Annotated in this window: 19 protein-coding genes; 4 read left to right on the top strand and 15 right to left on the bottom strand. The window is 65.7% G+C overall.

All coding sequences use genetic code 11. The features are described from left to right. Positions 1 to 10 precede the first annotated feature (10 nt). Positions 11 to 877, bottom strand: coding sequence for an alpha/beta fold hydrolase (locus DFR67_RS09620; protein ID WP_110469326.1), 867 nt, complete (start codon positions 875 to 877; stop codon positions 11 to 13). Positions 878 to 1,043: 166 nt separating this feature from the next. Here DFR67_RS09620 and DFR67_RS09615 point away from each other — a divergent pair, with 166 nt between their 5' ends. Beyond that, positions 1,044 to 2,153, top strand: a complete 1,110-nt coding sequence (locus DFR67_RS09615; protein WP_110469325.1) for an NAD(P)/FAD-dependent oxidoreductase — start codon at positions 1,044 to 1,046, stop codon at positions 2,151 to 2,153. Here the strand turns inward: DFR67_RS09615 and DFR67_RS09610 are convergent. Beyond that, complete coding sequence (locus tag DFR67_RS09610; protein ID WP_245937849.1) at positions 2,141 to 2,674, bottom strand: hypothetical protein; 534 nt, start codon at positions 2,672 to 2,674, stop codon at positions 2,141 to 2,143. The two genes, DFR67_RS09615 and DFR67_RS09610, sit on opposite strands and share 13 nt — an antisense overlap. Before the next feature lie 59 nt (positions 2,675 to 2,733). Next, complete coding sequence (locus tag DFR67_RS09605; RefSeq protein WP_110469324.1) at positions 2,734 to 3,411, bottom strand: hypothetical protein; 678 nt, start codon at positions 3,409 to 3,411, stop codon at positions 2,734 to 2,736. 65 nt (positions 3,412 to 3,476) lie between these two features. On the opposite strand from DFR67_RS09605, the gene DFR67_RS09600 reads away from it, so the two are divergent. Beyond that, positions 3,477 to 4,262, top strand: a complete 786-nt coding sequence (locus tag DFR67_RS09600; RefSeq protein WP_110469323.1) for a sulfite exporter TauE/SafE family protein — start codon at positions 3,477 to 3,479, stop codon at positions 4,260 to 4,262. A 247-nt stretch (positions 4,263 to 4,509) separates the two neighbouring features. Here the strand turns inward: DFR67_RS09600 and DFR67_RS09595 are convergent, their stop codons facing one another. The 10 genes from DFR67_RS09595 to DFR67_RS09550 all read right to left on the bottom strand — a co-directional run bounded on the left by DFR67_RS09595 (position 4,510) and on the right by DFR67_RS09550 (position 13,084). Beyond that, complete coding sequence (locus DFR67_RS09595; RefSeq protein WP_110469322.1) at positions 4,510 to 6,144, bottom strand: solute symporter family protein; 1,635 nt, start codon at positions 6,142 to 6,144, stop codon at positions 4,510 to 4,512. After that, positions 6,141 to 6,503 carry a DUF485 domain-containing protein gene (locus tag DFR67_RS09590; protein ID WP_110469321.1) on the bottom strand — a complete coding sequence of 121 codons (363 nt, stop codon included), beginning with the start codon at positions 6,501 to 6,503 and terminating at the stop codon, positions 6,141 to 6,143. The genes DFR67_RS09595 and DFR67_RS09590 overlap by 4 nt, the downstream gene beginning before the upstream one ends. 141 nt (positions 6,504 to 6,644) lie before the next feature. After that, complete coding sequence (locus tag DFR67_RS09585) at positions 6,645 to 8,426, bottom strand: sodium/solute symporter (RefSeq protein ID WP_110469528.1); 1,782 nt, start codon at positions 8,424 to 8,426, stop codon at positions 6,645 to 6,647. Between the two features lie 14 nt (positions 8,427 to 8,440). Further along, positions 8,441 to 8,818 (bottom strand): DUF485 domain-containing protein, encoded by a 378-nt coding sequence (locus tag DFR67_RS09580; RefSeq protein ID WP_110469320.1) that lies wholly within the window; start codon positions 8,816 to 8,818, stop codon positions 8,441 to 8,443. Next, positions 8,815 to 9,627: a LytR/AlgR family response regulator transcription factor gene (locus DFR67_RS09575; protein ID WP_211324988.1), complete on the bottom strand. Its 813-nt coding sequence runs from the start codon at positions 9,625 to 9,627 to the stop codon at positions 8,815 to 8,817. Before DFR67_RS09575 ends, DFR67_RS09580 begins: the two co-directional genes overlap by 4 nt. 64 nt (positions 9,628 to 9,691) lie before the next feature. After that, positions 9,692 to 10,165 (bottom strand): nuclear transport factor 2 family protein, encoded by a 474-nt coding sequence (locus DFR67_RS09570; protein WP_211324987.1) that lies wholly within the window; start codon positions 10,163 to 10,165, stop codon positions 9,692 to 9,694. Between the two features lie 65 nt (positions 10,166 to 10,230). After that, positions 10,231 to 11,436, bottom strand: a complete 1,206-nt coding sequence (locus tag DFR67_RS09565; RefSeq protein WP_110469319.1) for a sensor histidine kinase — start codon at positions 11,434 to 11,436, stop codon at positions 10,231 to 10,233. A gap of 29 nt (positions 11,437 to 11,465) precedes the next feature. Further along, positions 11,466 to 11,762, bottom strand: a complete 297-nt coding sequence (locus DFR67_RS09560) for a hypothetical protein (protein WP_084839564.1) — start codon at positions 11,760 to 11,762, stop codon at positions 11,466 to 11,468. Positions 11,763 to 11,864: 102 nt separating this feature from the next. After that, entirely contained in the window at positions 11,865 to 12,452 is a 588-nt protein-coding gene (locus tag DFR67_RS09555) for a TIGR03086 family metal-binding protein (RefSeq protein WP_110469318.1), read from the bottom strand. 83 nt (positions 12,453 to 12,535) lie between these two features. Then, positions 12,536 to 13,084, bottom strand: coding sequence for a MepB family protein (locus DFR67_RS09550; RefSeq protein ID WP_110469317.1), 549 nt, complete (start codon positions 13,082 to 13,084; stop codon positions 12,536 to 12,538). A gap of 155 nt (positions 13,085 to 13,239) precedes the next feature. Here DFR67_RS09550 and DFR67_RS09545 point away from each other — a divergent pair, with 155 nt between their 5' ends. After that, positions 13,240 to 13,863: a DUF3558 family protein gene (locus tag DFR67_RS09545; RefSeq protein WP_110469316.1), complete on the top strand. Its 624-nt coding sequence runs from the start codon at positions 13,240 to 13,242 to the stop codon at positions 13,861 to 13,863. Positions 13,864 to 13,885: 22 nt separating this feature from the next. Here the strand turns inward: DFR67_RS09545 and DFR67_RS09540 are convergent, their stop codons facing one another. Next, positions 13,886 to 14,359, bottom strand: a complete 474-nt coding sequence (locus DFR67_RS09540; protein WP_110469315.1) for a TspO/MBR family protein — start codon at positions 14,357 to 14,359, stop codon at positions 13,886 to 13,888. Between the two features lie 177 nt (positions 14,360 to 14,536). Between DFR67_RS09540 and DFR67_RS09535 the strand changes: the two genes are divergently transcribed. Then, positions 14,537 to 15,037: a hypothetical protein gene (locus tag DFR67_RS09535; protein ID WP_110469525.1), complete on the top strand. Its 501-nt coding sequence runs from the start codon at positions 14,537 to 14,539 to the stop codon at positions 15,035 to 15,037. 20 nt (positions 15,038 to 15,057) lie between these two features. On the opposite strand, the gene DFR67_RS09530 is transcribed toward DFR67_RS09535, so the two are convergent. Continuing rightward, complete coding sequence (locus DFR67_RS09530; RefSeq protein ID WP_110469314.1) at positions 15,058 to 15,699, bottom strand: TetR/AcrR family transcriptional regulator; 642 nt, start codon at positions 15,697 to 15,699, stop codon at positions 15,058 to 15,060. Between the last annotated feature and the right edge of the window lie 56 nt (positions 15,700 to 15,755).

Here is a 15,755-nt window from a genome sequence, read left to right as displayed (position 1 = left end):
ACCGTGGGCCTCACTCGACGGCAGCTGCGGTATGCCGGATGAGTTCCCCGATCACCTGGGGCCACAGCGCTCTCGGTGGCACCTCGTGCCCTACCCCCTCCAACGCAACGAATCTCGCGTCGGGGATCGCTCTCGCCAGGGCATGCCCGTGCTCGATGGGGAACAGCGGATCGGCGGTGCCGTGCATGATCAACGTCGGTGCCGCGATCGCCGACATCCGCAGCACCGGCAACGCCTTGTCGTCCGGCAGCATCGCGTGGTTCTTCACACTCGACTCGATGTTGTTGGTGCGTAGCACGATTGTCTGCACCAGCTCGCGAAGGGCGAACTCGTCCGCCGGAAGCGTTCCTGCGTATGCGCGCAGATCCTCCACCAGGTAGTCGATCACCGCCGCGTTGTCGCGCCACTTCGGTTCAGTCGGAGGATCGCCGAAATGCTCGGCGAGAGCGGCGCTCGGTCCGGGTAGTTCGTCGCCGACCGGACCGATCGCCGTGGTCGAGAGCAAGGTCAACGACGCGACGCGGTCAGGGTTGGTCAGCGACAACAGTTGAGCGAGACCGCCACCCATGGAGATCCCGACGATGTGCCCCGCGGTGACGCCCAGGGCGTCGAGCACTCCGATCGCGTCACCGGCCAGGTCACGCGAGGTGTAGGTCGGCTCCCCGGGCGGATAGTCGACGGACCGGCCGGTGTCACGCAGGTCGTACCGGATGACGAAACGGCCGGCTGTCGCGAGTTGATCGCAGAAGTCGACGGCCCAGTAGTCCATCGCACACCCGGCCCCACCGATCAGCAATACCGCGGGATCGCGGTGGTCACCGAAAGACTGCGCACACAGATTCACGCCGTTGGCAGTCAGCAACTGTGGCTCGCCCATGCCTCGCCCTCCTCTTGACTCGCCGGTTGCCACGACGATAGCGAGCCGGCAGCGTCAGGCGCCATCATTCGGTGGCCACGGCATTCGCAGCGTACGGCGTATTCTCAGGGCGGTACCCGAGACCGGACGACGTCGCCGGCGAGAAGAAACGCAGAGGTGAACGCCCGTGGCCGAGACACTCGATTGCCTGGTGATCGGTGCCGGCGTGATCGGGCTGGCCGTGGCCAGAGAACTCGCCCTCCGCGGTCGGGAGGTCGTCATCGTCGACGCAGAAGATGCGATCGGGACACAGACGAGTTCCCGCAACTCCGAGGTGATCCACGCCGGAATCTATTATCCGGTCGGGAGCGCGAAGGCGCAGCTGTGCGTGCGGGGCCGAGAGTTGCTGTACGACTATTGCTCCGAGCGCTCTGTCGAACACCGCAGGTTGGGCAAACTCATCGTCGCCACCGATTACGGACAGGTCGCCGAACTCACCGCGATCAAGGCCCGGGCCGCCGCGAACGGTGTGCATGATCTGCGCCGGGTCGAAGCCGCCGAACTCGCCGACCTCGAACCTGATCTCGTTGCCCTGGAGGCACTCCTGTCACCGTCGACCGGCATCGTCGACAGCCATGGACTGATGGCGTCCCTGCATCGCGACGCCGGCGACGCGGGCGCCGCGACCGTATTGCGCACGACGGTGACATCGGGCCGCGTGGTCGATGGACTACCCGAGATCGACCTCGACGGAACTCCGGTTCGGTGTGGCACCGTGATCAACTGCGCAGGCCTCGGCGCGTGGGATGTCGCGCAGGCGATCACCGGGTATCCAGTCGATCGGATACCGAGACGCGTTCTGGCCAAAGGGAACTACTACTCGCTCACTCATGGGCGGGCCCCGTTTTCCCATCTCGTGTACCCGGTTCCCGCCGGCGGCGGCCTGGGAGTACACCTCACCCTCGACCTCGCCGGCCAGGCGCGGTTCGGGCCGGACGTCGAGTGGATCGAGGCTGTCGACTACACCGTCGACGCAGGCCGAGCGGATGCGTTCTACGCCGAGATCCGAAAGTACTGGCCAGGACTACCCGATGAAGCACTGAGCCCGGCGTACTCCGGTATCCGGCCCAAGCTCTCCGGTCGCGGCGAACCGAACGCCGACTTCATGATCCAGGGCTCATCCGACCACGGGATCGTCGGACTGATCAACCTGTTCGGCTTCGAGTCCCCCGGCCTCACCTCGTGTCTGGCCATCGCCGAGGTCGTCGGCTCGCTCTCTGCGGATCAGGCCTTGTAGTCCGGATCGTCCGGGTCGTCCGGATTCTCGGGTTCGACGGGCGGCGGCTCAGCGGGGTCACGCAGGTTCGCGATCGCGGCGTCGATCTTGACCAGCGCTTGCGCCTTCTGCGCGTAATACAGTTCGCCGGGCAGGAGCTCCAGCCAGCGCACGGCCCACCCGATCCTCCGGAACTCGTCGGCGTCCCGGTCGGGGGCACCGGCGGCGGCGATCAGCTCGTCAGCCAGGACGAATACTGCATCGTCCAGTCGTTCTCGTGCGGCGCGCAGGTCGACGTCGTTGCGCAGGGACGGATTCTCGTAGACCAGACCCATGGCATACCGGATCCGGCGATGGAGCAGGGCTTCCGGTTCCGGTGACTTTCTCCACTCCGCCGGCGCGCGGCCGGGTTTACCCGGTACGAGATCGGTCGAGTTGGCGAACCTGCGCACCCTCTTGTTCGAGTCGTAAGCGAACCAGAGAAAGCCGAGCAGTGTCAGCACCGCGAACGCCACCGCAGCAGCGACGATCAGCCAAGCCACACCGATCACCTCCTCTTCCGATACGCGTGGACGGACATAGCAACACTCGCGAGGTTAGTTCACCCCAGACCAGAGTCCCGCGCCCAGCCCTGCTCGTCGAGGAGGTCGGCGACCGCCCGGGGGTCGGGGTCCGCCCGGGCCTGCCCGAATCCCCGGCATCCTTCGCTCAATCGGTCGAAGAGTTCTGCTTGCGACATCAGGGGCAGAACTGAACCTCCCGGCGGTGCGATGATGCCCCACCGGGACACGTACAGCTCCGCCCTGCCTTCCCCACGCAGATCACAGGCCACAGTGATGCGCCGGTAGTTGGGCTCGGTTGCATCGATCGCCGCGAGTTGATCGCCCGTGAACATGGTGGCCGTGAGGATTCTTCGGGCGCCGACGGTGGCATACGGCGCAGCTGGGATGAAACCGGCGACGCTGCGGTGCGCGCTGTGCCCCACAGAAATATCGGTAGCGGCACCCGTCAGGAACGGCACCGCGGAATCGACGCCCACCGACTCCAGCTTCCGCAGGATCACCGCCGCACAGGCATTGGAACCGACAGCGAGTACCGCAGTGCGGCCGGCGAGGTCGGTCAGACCGTGCCGGCGAAGAGCTGTGGTCAGATCATCTACGCCCTTTGCGGTCGAGAACCGACCGTCGAGGAGCAGCCCGATGCCGGGTACCGGTCTGCCGGGATAGTCCTGCGGCCGAGCCGACAAATTGTCATCGGTCACCGTGACGTCGTAGTTCATCACGCACCAGTGAAGCCGAGTCGGGCGATTGGTGCGGCCGAAACCGCGCGTGGCACGGTATACCAATGTCGATCTGGGAAGTGTTGGCGATCTTGTTCGCCGGTGTCGGCGCCGGGGCCATCAACGCCGTGGTCGGCAGCGGCACCCTGATCACCTTCCCCACGCTGGTCGCCTTCGGATTCCCTCCGGTGGCGGCCACCATGACGAACGCCGTCGGCCTCGTCGCCGGTGGTGTCTCCGGGACCTGGGGTTACCGGCGCGAGCTGGCCGGGCAATGGCCGCGACTGAAGTGGCAGATCCCGGCGTCGTTGGTCGGCGCGATCATCGGTAGCTGGTTGTTGCTGCACCTCCCCGAGAAGGCGTTCGAGACGATCGTCCCGGTACTGCTGGTCCTGGCGTTGATCCTCGTCGTGATGCAGACCCGCATCCAGCGGTGGACGGCGAAGCGGATGGTCGCTGATCCCGATGATCTGCACGACGCTTTTCTCGGGCCGAAGCGGACTGGTTTGTTGACCGGCTCGACGTTTCTCGTCGGCATCTACGGCGGCTATTTCACCGCAGCCCAGGGAATCCTGCTGATGGGTGCGATGGGCGTCATCGTCAACGACAAGATCCAGCGTCTCAATGCTGCCAAGAACCTGCTGTCACTGCTGGTCAATGTGGTTGCCGCCCTGGCCTACACGATCGTCGCATTCGACCGGATCAACTGGGTCGCTGCCGGTCTCATCGCGCTCGGATCGCTGCTCGGCGGCGTGGTCGGCGCCAAGTACGGGCGCAAACTCTCCCCCACCGCACTACGCGCGGTGATCGTGATCGTCGGCATCATCGGGCTGTGGCGCCTATTAGCTTGAGAACAACCGAATCCGGCCCCACCAGCTTTGAATGGTGAGGCCGGATTTTGTCGGAGGACGTGGCCGCGGTTGTTCTGGACTTCCGATGAACGAGCGCAGCTGTGCTGATGGTGGGGCGGGGTCTTTTCGGAGGACGTGGCCGCGGTTGTTCTGGACTGCCGACGAACGAGCGCAGCGAGGTGAGGAGAAGGGAAGAACAACCGCCTGATGGCCACATCCGACAAAGCGAGCGGAGCGAGCAAAAGACTCAGTGCGAGACTGCCTTCTCCACGCCCACTCCTGTGAGCGAGCGAACCTCCATCTCGGCCTGCTTGGCGGCGTTCTCCTTGCGGCGGCCACCGATGTAGGTGCCGATGATCGCGAGGAGGAAGCCTGCGGGGATCGAGACGATGCCCGGGTTCGACATCGGGAAGAAGTCGAAGTTGGCGTCCGGGAACATCGAGGTCGTCTTACCCGACACCGCAGGCGAGATGACGATCAGCCCGATGCAGGTGATCAGACCGCCGTAGATGCTGAACAGCGCACCGGTGGTGTTGAACCGCTTCCAGAACAGCGAGAACAGCAGGGTCGGCAGGTTGGCCGAGGCGGCGACGGCGAAGGCCAATGCCACCAGGAAGGCGATGTTCTGCCCCATGGCCGCGATGCCCAGGACGATCGAGATGACACCGATCACGACCACCGTGATCCGCGAGACCCGGACCTGCTGCTCCTCGGTGGCGTTGCCGCGCTTGATGACGCTGGCGTAGATGTCGTGGGCGAAGGACGCCGACGCGGTGATCGCCAGGCCGGCTACGACGGCGAGGATCGTCGCGAACGCGACCGCCGAGATCACCGCCAGGAAGATCGTGCCACCGAGTTCGAACGCCAGCAGTGGTGCTGCCGAGTTCTCCTTGCCTGGTGCGGCGAGGATCTTGTCCGGACCGACCGACTTGGCTGCGCCGTACCCGAGCACCAGGGTGAACAGGTAGAACGCGCCGATGAGGGCGATGGCCCAGGTGACGGAGCGGCGGGCTTCCTTGGCGGTGGGGACGGTGTAGAAGCGCATCAGGACGTGCGGCAGGCCGGCGGTACCGAGGACCAGTGCGATGCCGAGCGAGATGAAGTCGAGTTTCGACATGTCGCTGATGCCGTACTTCGCACCCGGAGCAGCAATGTCGCGACCTGCGACCGCCTCATTCGCCGAACCACTCACCGTGGCCTGCGCGTCGGCGATGAGCTGCGAGAAGTTGCCCTTCACCGCGAACAGGACGAGGACGAACATGACACCTGCACCTGCGATGAGCAGGACGGCTTTGACCATCTGCACGTACGTGGTGCCCTTCATGCCACCGATGAGCACGTACGCGATCATCAGGACACCGACGACGGCGACGACGACGCCCTGGCCGAACTTGCCGTCGATGTTGAGCAGTAGTGCGACGAGCCCACCGGCACCGGCCATCTGGGCCAGCAGGTAGAACAGCGACACGGTCAGCGTCGACAACGCGGCTGCCATTCGGACCGGACGTTCTTTGAGCCGGAAGCTCAGCACGTCTGCCATCGTGAATCGTCCCGTGTTACGGAGCAATTCGGCGACGAGGAGCAGCGCCACCAGCCAGGCGACGAGGAATCCGACGGAGTACAGGAAGCCGTCGTAGCCGAAAACAGCGATAGCTCCTGCGATTCCGAGGAACGAGGCAGCCGATAGATAGTCACCGGCAATGGCGAAACCGTTCTGCGGACCAGAGAACTGTCCGCCTCCGGTGTAAAAGTCGGAGGCCTTTTTGGTGGTCTTGCTGGCCCGGATCACGATCGTCATGGTGATGACGACGAATGCGACGAAGATCGCGATGTTGAGCGCGGGATTGCCGACCGAGGCGGCATCTGCGGCGAGTGTGGTCATTTCAGCGGGCCTTCCAGCTCGTCGCGGATCGCGGCCGCACGGGGATCGAGATCGCGGTTGGCGAACCGCACATAGACGGCGGTGATGACGAACGTCGACACGAACTGTCCGAGTCCGAGGATGATGCCCAGGTTGATGTTGCCCCAGACCTTGGTGGCCATGAACTCCGTGGCGTAGGTCGCCAACAGGACGTAGAGCATGTACCAGGCAAGGAAGAAGGCCGTCAGCGGAAACACGAAGACGCGCAGCCTGCGGCGCAGATCCTGGAACTCCGGACTGGCCTGCATGTCGATGAACGCCTGCTCATCCGGGGCGGGTCGCTGTGGCGACGCCTCCGGGCTCAGGTCTGGTGTGGTCACGGGAGACTCCTGGTGTGAAGGGATCTAGAACTCGTTCGTACGTTAGTGAGGTCTGGATCACAGCAAAATGATGTGGCCGCGCTCACACGGTGAGCTGTCGATCTGTGCGGTGAACGGTCGAAAATCTGCGACGAACGGCACTCACTCCGAGTGGGGTCGCTCCCCGGGATTGAGGTTCGATTCGCGGTCCTTACCCATGCCGAGACCCTCGGGAGCATGCAATCGGGTGAACAATCGACCGACATCGGCGGGGATCTGAGCCGCCGTCATCTTGCTGACCACCACCATCGTCGCGAAGGCAAGCGGCACGCTCACCGCTGCCGGATAGCCGACCAGCGCGGCCGGCCAACCTCCGAGGAGGCTCTCAGAGAAGCCGCCCACCGCCGTCGCCAGCGCCGCCCCGCCTGCCACCACACCACCGACGATCAGCCCTGCCGCGGCGCCGGTCGCGGTCAGTCCGCGCCACCAGATCCCGAGGACCAACAGCGGGCACAGGGTGGAGGCCGCAACCGCGAACACCAAACCGACGGTTCGGGACAGATCGATGGAGGTGACCGCGACCGCGAGCAGAAGTGGAACGATGCCGGCGAGCAAAGAGGCGATCCTGAAGTCGCGGACCCGACCACGCAGGACGTCGGTGCTCAGGACGCCTGCCACACTCACGAGCAAACCCGACGACGTGGCGAGGAAGGCGGCGATCGCACCCGCGGCCACCAGCGCCGCCAGCAACTGGCCACCGATGCCGGACACCACACTCCCCGGTAACAGCAGCACCGCGGCATCGGACGCCCCGGTGATCAGCAACTGCGGAACCCACAGCCGGGCGAACGCACCGAGCAGGGTCGGGAAGAGATAGAAGACGGCCAGCAGACCGACCACCGCCAGCGAGGTCGCGCGGGCGGCCCGCCCGTCCGGGTTCGTATAGAACCGCACCAGCACATGCGGTAGACCCATCGTGCCGAGGAAGATACCGATGATCAGCGAATAGACCTGATACATCGGGTGTTTCCCGCCGAAACCCCATCCAGGTGCCGCCCATTCGTCGTGGGTGGCCGGCGCGCCTGCGACCACCGGCACAGAGGAGCCTGCGGCGAGCTCCAGCGATGTTCCTGCACTGATCTCGTGGTCGCCGGGGCCCAGGCGCACCGGACCCGCGACCTGGTCACCGTCGATGCGACCCGTCGCGGCCACCAGTAGGTCGCCCGACACCCGTACGACGACATCGGTGGTGACGTCGACCGTGGTCTGCTCGGTCACCGTCGGCGGTGCATCCGACCCCAATTTCTGGTCGTCGCCGTAGAAGTGGATGGCGAGCACCAACGCGGGTACCGCGATCGCGGTGAGTTTGAGCCAGTACTGAAACGCCTGGACGAACGTGATCGACCGCATGCCGCCGCCGATGACATTCGCGATGACGATCACGCCGACCACCACCGCCCCGACCCACGCAGGCACTCCCAGCAGGATGTTGAGGGTCAGGCCGGCACCCTGAAGCTGGGGTACCAGATAGAGGATGCAGATCAGCACCACAACGCCGGTGGCGAGTTTACGAAGTCGTTTGGAGCCCAGCCGGAACTCTGCGAAGTCGGGGACGGTATAGGCACCCGACCTTCGCAGCGGGGCGGCGACGAACAGCAACAGGCCCACGTAACCGGCGGTGAACCCGATCGGGTACCAGAGCGCATCGGCACCGTATTTTGCGATGAGGCCGGCGACCCCGAGAAACGAGGCCGCCGAGAGGTACTCGCCCGAGATCGCGGCGGCGTTCCAGTTCGATCCCACACTGCGTGATGCGACGAGGAAGTCGGAGGTGGTGCGGGCCAGCCGGACCCCGTAGGTGCCGATCGCCACCGTGGCGACCGCAGCCGCGATCAGGGCGATCAGCGTCGGCAGCGGCACCGACTGGCCGGATATCGTCTGCATCTGCACCGGCGCCGTCAGTCGTCGACCAGGTCTGCGAACTCTTGTTCGTTGCGGTCCGCCAACCGGTTGTAGAGCCAGCACACGGCCAGCAACATCGGATAAACCCCTACGCCGAGCACCAACCAGGGCAGCCGGACGCCGAATACGGTCACGTCCGAGAGTTCGGGGAAGATGGCCGCCAGCAACGGGATCGACCCCAGCACCAGCAGCGTGAGGCCGCCCAGCCGCAACGCCAGTCCGAGTTGGGCCCGCATGAGCCCCCTGATCAGCGCGTCGCCGACCTCCGTGTGTTCCTGGACCTCGACACGCGAGCGGACCGTTCGCGCCCCGCGGCGCTTGGCGAGCACGACACGCTCGCGGGCCTTCGGTGTGCCGTCACCCGATGAGGTCATCGGCCCGGCTTCGTACTTCGGACCAGCCGGTCTTTGAGTTCACGCGTATGCCGCCGACTGACCGGCAACTCGACGAGTGCTCGATCCTGGCCGGGGCCCAGGCAGACGACAGTGCCCGAACCGACCGTGCGGATCCCGGTGACCAGGCGCAGCAACACCAGGTAGGAGCGGTGCACTCGCAAGAATCCCGCTTTTTCCCAACGACTTTCAAGAGTCGAGATGGGTATGCGAACCAGGTGCGACCCTGTTTCGGTGTGCAGTCTCGAGTAGTCGCCGTCGGCCTCGACCCACAACACCGCCGAGCGGTGCACCAGCGTGGTGGCCCCGCCCATCTCGACAGGGATCACCTCGTCGGAGTCGTTCTCGGCGGCGGGGCCCGGCGGTGTGACCGACGACTCCCGCTGCTCACGGAGCTCGACCACCCGGCGTACCGACTCGGAGAGCCGCTGTGCCCGCAGAGGTTTGAGTAGATAGTCGACGGCACCGAGATCGAACGCCCGGACCGCGCGGTCGTCGTGCGCGGTCACGAACACCACCGCGGGCGGGCTCGCGAACGCGGCCAGCACACCCGCCAGTTCGAGACCGTCGAGTCCGGGCATGTTGATGTCGAGGAACACCGCGTCGATGGTGTCCGGCCGATCCTTGATCACCCGCAGGGCTGTCGTGGCGTCGGCGGCCGTCATCACCTCGCCGACAGCCTCCTCCTTCCGGAGCAGGTAGGCCAGTTCATCGAGGGCGGGCGCCTCGTCGTCGACAGCCAGCACCGTCAGCGGTCCGTGCCGGTTCGGCGGCAATGAGTTCTGCGTCACAACGCATCCATGATCTCATGCCGGGGCCCCTGCCGGGCCAACCAACCCGGCGAGAAAGGGCAGTTCAGTCGGCGTGCCGTGTGGAGGAGCCCGCCCCGGCCGGACCGGCGGGGCGACGATCTCCGACGGGACTGCCGAACCAGACGTTCTCTTCCCGAAACGCCCTGGTGCGCCATCCTTCCGGGGTGCGGACCAGTTGGTGCCGGTACCAACCTCCGCAGATCGTGAGCTCAGTCTGCCCCGGCAGCATCATCGGGTTGTAGAACATCGCCAGTGCCTGCGCAGTATCGCCGTCCACGTCGCACTCGATGTTGGTGATGTAGTGCTGTTTCATCGGCAGCAGGGCCATCGACTCGGCCAGCCACTGCGACACTTCTCCGCGGCGACCCACGGGGCCGTCGACGGCGCTGTAGTCGATCTCGGCGTCCTCGGTGAACAGCGACCGCCAGAGGTCCCAGTCGCCCGTGTCCACCGCACGCGCGTACCTACTGAGAACGTCGGTGATCTCGAGCCTGTCGGCGACTTCGGTAATCTCCACCAGCTGACTTTAAATCACGCGACTGACGTTCGTGGCCGGTCGAGGATTTCGCGGGCGCCCACGCCTCACACCGCGACCCCGGGGCGAAACTTCGGCACCCTCATGCTGACCTTGGTACCCGCGCCGGGCGCCGTCTCGACGACCAACCCGTAGTCGTTCCCGAATGCCGCGCGGAGTCTGTCGTCGACGTTGGCCAGCCCGACGTGAGCGCTCTCGGTGGCACTGTGACCGCTCGCGCCGGAGATGATGGCGTCGAGATCGCCAGACCTCAGTAGGTCGGGATCCATCCCGATCCCGTCGTCTTCGACGCTGATCACACAATCGGTGCCTTCGTCCGCCGCCACGATTGTCACCGTACCGCCGTCGGGTTTGCTCGAAATTCCGTGTCGTACCGCATTTTCGACCAAAGGCTGCAAAGCCAGAAACGGCAACACGACATTGAGGACCTCGGGCGCCACCTGCAGACGAACCTCGAGCGAGCCACCGAAGCGAGCGCGCTCGAGTGTCAGGTAGCGGTCGATGTTGCGCAGTTCATCGGCGAGCACGGTGTACTCCCCTGCCGCCCGGAACGAATACCGGGTGAAGTCCGCGAACTCGAGGATCAGTTCACGGGCCTGCTCGGGGTCGGTGCGCACGAACGACGCGACGGTGCCCAGTGCGTTGTAGATGAAGTGCGGACTGATCTGCGCGCGCAGGGCGCGGACCTCTGCACGATCGAGTCGGGCGCGCGATGCGTCCAGTTCGGCGAGTTCGATCTGGTTGCCCGCGTAGCGCGCCACCTCGGCGATCGCCGACAGCATCCCGGGGCCGGGCTGGGTACGGGTGACCACCCCCATCACCCCGACCGATCCCGACTCGCCGGGCAGCAGCGGTTGCACCACCAGCGCCCGTACCCCGGGTTCGTCGAGTTCGTCGGCCTTGATCAAGATCCGTCGCCCCTCCTCCGAGGCGCGGACGGCGGCGTCGGCGAAGTGTGTGCTCAAGCGTGCGTGTGGTCCGGTCCACGCGAGGACCACACCGTTCGCGTCGGCGAGACCGAGGGCGTCGGCGGCGGTGAGACCGCGCAGGTGGGGCGCGGCCTCGGCCGCCGAATCCGCGTCCAATCCGCGCCGCAGCGGACGGGCGGCCAACGACGCGGTGTGCAGCGTCGCGTGCACCGCCCGTTCAGCCGGCGTCGTCAGGGTCGGTCGGGTGCGGACCCGCAGGGCCAGGACGGCCACCACCACGAGGAGGACTGCGAGCAGAGCAAGGGTGATCGTGAGCCCGGACATCAGTGGTCGCTCACGTCAGCACCATGCGGTCAGTGGTCGGCGACCGCGTACGCCGCACCTGCTGCTGCGGTGGTCACCGCGAACACCGCGGGCCAGGCGCCGATTTTCTTGGCCAGTGGATGCGAGGCGCCGAACGCGACGAGATACCCGCCCAGGAGCGAACCGGCAACGACCGGACCCTTCGCCTTGAACCACTCCGTGGTGCACCAGGCGCCGGCGGCAGCGAGCACCACGCCGCCGAGTTCACGGCGTCCGCTGTATCGGGCGGCAGCAAATCCGCCGATGAGTCCGGCGGCGACAACAGGTGCGGTGAAGGATTCGGTCACAGGCCGACTCTACCGCCGAACCAAACCCACTCGTTCTGGGCAAACCCAGGGGTCCCGAACCCGTGGGTTTGACCGGAACGGGTGGGTTTGAGCGGGCGGGGGTCAGGCGGAGGCGCTCCACCGCGGGTCCCGGCCGGACAGACCCAGCAACGCGTCGAGGTCGGAGGCGTCGTTCGGAGTCGGTATCCGCGGACCGAAGGGCTTGCCCGGACCCTGGTAGTCATCTGTCAGCATGTTCGGCGCGAATGCGGCAGACGCTGCGGCCGCCTCGGGGGCCGGGTTCCACTCCTGCCCGGTTGCCACGGCGAGGTCCCAGCCGTGAACGATGTACTCCCACAGGATCATCGACATGGCCATCTCGCCGGGCATCGGACTCTCCCCGAGGTACAGCGGTCGCTGGTCGGCGCCCGATCGCACGGCAGTGTCGAGTCGGTCCGCAGCGGAGCGGATCACGTCCGCCGCCCCTGCGGCATCCTGCGGCACCTCCGCGCCGGAGGCCTCGGCACGGCCTTCGGGATCAGCGAATCCGGACGCGAACGTGGTCAGCCATCCCGCGATGTGAGTGCGCAGCTCAGCGACGTCGAGTTCGGTGCACGGGGTCGGGGCGCTCTCGTGGCCGCCGGAGTTCTCGACCACTACCGCGAGGTCGGCCAGTACCGGTCGGAGCAGGTCAACAGTTGTCGTTGTCATATGCCCGAGTCTCGCCGACAACCGGGACGGACGCTTGAAGAAATGCGACGAACTCGCAAATCGCGCAGCCGACGTCGGGGCGGCTACCGCCCGTACAGCTTTCTCGCGGTAGCCGTGTCGACGGCACCATCTGCGGGCACCTCCAGGAAGTATTCGATCTGCCATGCCCGGGTCAGCGTGGCCTGACGACTGTGCACGCTCACCCAGGGCGGGTACACGCGGAAGCCGCGCTTGCCGCCCACGGAGTTCGTCGACAGCACTCCGTGGGCGCCGAGTACCTCTCGCGGAAAGACGAACTGGCCGAATCCACGCTCATCACGGACGCTGATCACATACAGGTCGACATCGTCGGTCATGTCGAAGGGCGCGATGGGTCCGTGCGCAGTCCTGGTCCACAGGGTGACGAACTGCCCCGGCTTCTTCGGGGTCATCCTGGCCACCCGGAATCTGATCGCGCGGTCTGCCACGGCGAACTCGTGGGCGCCATATCCCGCGCTTTCGACCTCCGGCACGGGGCGCGAACATGCCATTGCGGCAACGTCGTAGATCAAGTTCTTTGCGGCGAGAAGGTCGTCCGGAAACGAGTTCGCCGACCAGTGCGTCGACGCGGGTTCCACCTCGAGCGCAGTCATGTCGCCAGTCTCCCATCGCTCGTTTCACGGCGTTGCAGGCGGTCTGACTGTCATTCGAGCGGTACCGATCCGGTGAACCGAGTCAGGCCGGCTTACAGACGAATTAATCTTGCTTCTGCAGGTCGCGTCCGCGGCCAGTCAGAAGAGGATGAGCGATGCGACGTATTCTGCCGGCCGTGGCCGCTGCGGCATTGACCATGATGGTGATCACCGGATGCTCTGACGGCGGCGACGGCACTTCCGCTGAGAGTAGCTCCACGGCAACGTCTTCGACTCGAACGCCGAGCCCGGCCAGCGAACCGTCCTCGACGGACCCTTCGTCGACCGCATCGGCGACGAACCTGCGAGATGATTGCGCCGGTCTGACCCGCGACGACCTCGGCTCGATATTCTCCATCGATTTCGAGCTGCCGACCGAGTCCAGCGGCGGGGTCAGCACCGTCGACGACTTCAACTACAAAACTGTCGGGTGCAGTTTCGAATCCACCGATTCCGAGATCGAGGTCGACGTGAACCTCTCGTTCGCAGAACAATTCGACGACGGTGCGGTCCACTGTGTCGAACCCTCTGACCATCTCTATCCGGTCATCGCAGTCGATGGTCTCGGCGACTCTGCGTGGTGGCAAGCGCAGGACTTCGAGAACTCCACCGACGCCGAAGGAAAGCTGACCATCTGCGTCGAGGAGGCACTCATCGCCATCGAGATCGAAGGCCCCAAGGATCTGCAGGGCCCTATGCAACAGCACGCCACCGACATCGCGCGTCTGGTGGTCGCCTGACCCACCACGTCTTCGGTGAGCGTCAGCGGTTGCGGCGCCAGATCTCCGTCGAGAGCGCAGTCGCGAAGGCGCACCATCCGGCGTAGGGCACCAAAGCCGCTGCTGCCGGCGGTGATGCCGGGGCCGCGCGCCGGATCAGGTCGGCACTGCTGAGGGTGAGCACCGCCGCCGTGATCGCAGCGGTTCCGGTGCGGTGCGCGCGGAAGAACACCCAGGTCCATGCGCCGTTGAGCACGACGTTGACCGCCAGTGCCCGCTCGAACGCCGCTGCGTCGATATGCCGCATCTCGTCGCGGAGGGTGTCGATCGTGACGGCCGAGCTGATCGCGATGTCGGTGTAGAGCAACGTCCACACGATGGGGAACGCGACCGCAGGCGGTTGAAAGGGCGGTTTCGACAGCCGCCGGTACCAGCGTGAGTCCGCATCACGCGAGGCAAGTGCGCCGACACCTGCCGCCAGGGCCGTGCCGATACCCGTTTTGATGATGGACCGCATCGGGTCTCCTGTCGTCGAGTCGCGCGTCGAACCTCTCCTACGGCCTCAAACTACGCCGCCTGTCGTTCGCCCGACTGACATTCGTGGGTAGGACAGCGGGCCCTGTCGGTTAACGCGGGGAGTCGAGTTGCGATAGGTAAGTACCGGTTCGTAGACATTCAAGAGATAGGAATGCAGATGCGATTCCCACGACAGTTCAGCACAGTTGCCACGAGCCTCCTGGCGGCGTGCGCCTTAACCATGGCCGGCGCACCCTCCGCGTCAGCGGCACCGGTCGGTCCGACCCTCACCGGAGCGCCGGTCTCGGTATTCCAGATACCGGCCATCGGCGTGAAGGTGAGCGGTCTGGTGATACCCGGCCCGCATCTGGCGTCGGTGAACGCCTCGTCCGCGGCGCCGGGTCGGACGACCTTCTCCGCGCCTGCCAGTCCCGAGACGTGTGCGACGACGGTCGGCGGTTCTCTGGTCCGGATCAGCTATGTCAATGTCCGCACCGGCGACCGCGGCACCAGCGTCGTGAAACCGTGCCCGTTCTTCCTCGATTCGGCACCGACACATCAGACCGTGCGCACCGGTTCCGGCCCTGTTGTCTTCACCGTGTCGATCACCGGTTCATGGGCCTACCCGAATGCGGGTCAGCCGTCGCTTCCCGGTGGAGGCGGGTTCGTCGCACCCTGACCCCACGCTGCGCAGCCTGTCTACTCGGTCGGCTGCCGGACCAGTGCGTCGAGAACTGCGGTGATGACCGCGATGAGGTCGTCGATCGGCGGCCGCGGGTCGCTGCTGCTCCATGTGTGCACCAGTTCGGTGAGAGCGCCGAGGAAGGCCGCCGTCGCCAACGCGTATCCACCTGGCGGCGTGAAACCCCCGTCCGAGCGCTCGGCGATCGTCGCAGCGATGAACTCCGCCCACAACGCTCGGCGGTTGGCGCGATGAGTCTCAACCCGGGAACTGACACCGATCATCTCGACGAAGACGATCCGGGCCCGGCGCGGATCATCACCCACCGAGCGGACCAGCGCTGCCATCGCGGCAGCGGTCAGCAGCGACTTCTCGGCGTCGGCGTCTTCCCGTTCGAGAGCTGCGACCACTGCCGCCTGTGAATCATCTTGGATTACGTCGTAAAGACCGAGCAGGAGATCTTCCCGACTACGGAACTCCGCATAGAACTGGCTGCGCGCCAGGCCCGCCTCCGAGCAGATGTCGGCAACGGAACTGCCCGCGTAGCCCTTGCCACTGAAGACCGTCAGCCCCGCTTCGATGAACTTGGCCCGACGTTCTGCGCGTCGCACCGCCATCGACTGGCCGCCGTAGGTGCGGGTGTCTGTGAACGTCCCCATACGGCTCAGAATAAGTGAACCTATGCTGGCACAGAGGCGAGATCACCGATCTGAGT

Origin of the sequence: Williamsia limnetica, assembly GCF_003217475.1 — a bacterium.
In the GTDB taxonomy this organism is placed as follows: domain Bacteria; phylum Actinomycetota; class Actinomycetes; order Mycobacteriales; family Mycobacteriaceae; genus Williamsia; species Williamsia limnetica.
The sequence above is the reverse complement of the archived record's forward strand: the minus strand, read 5'-3'. Positions and strand labels throughout refer to the sequence as shown.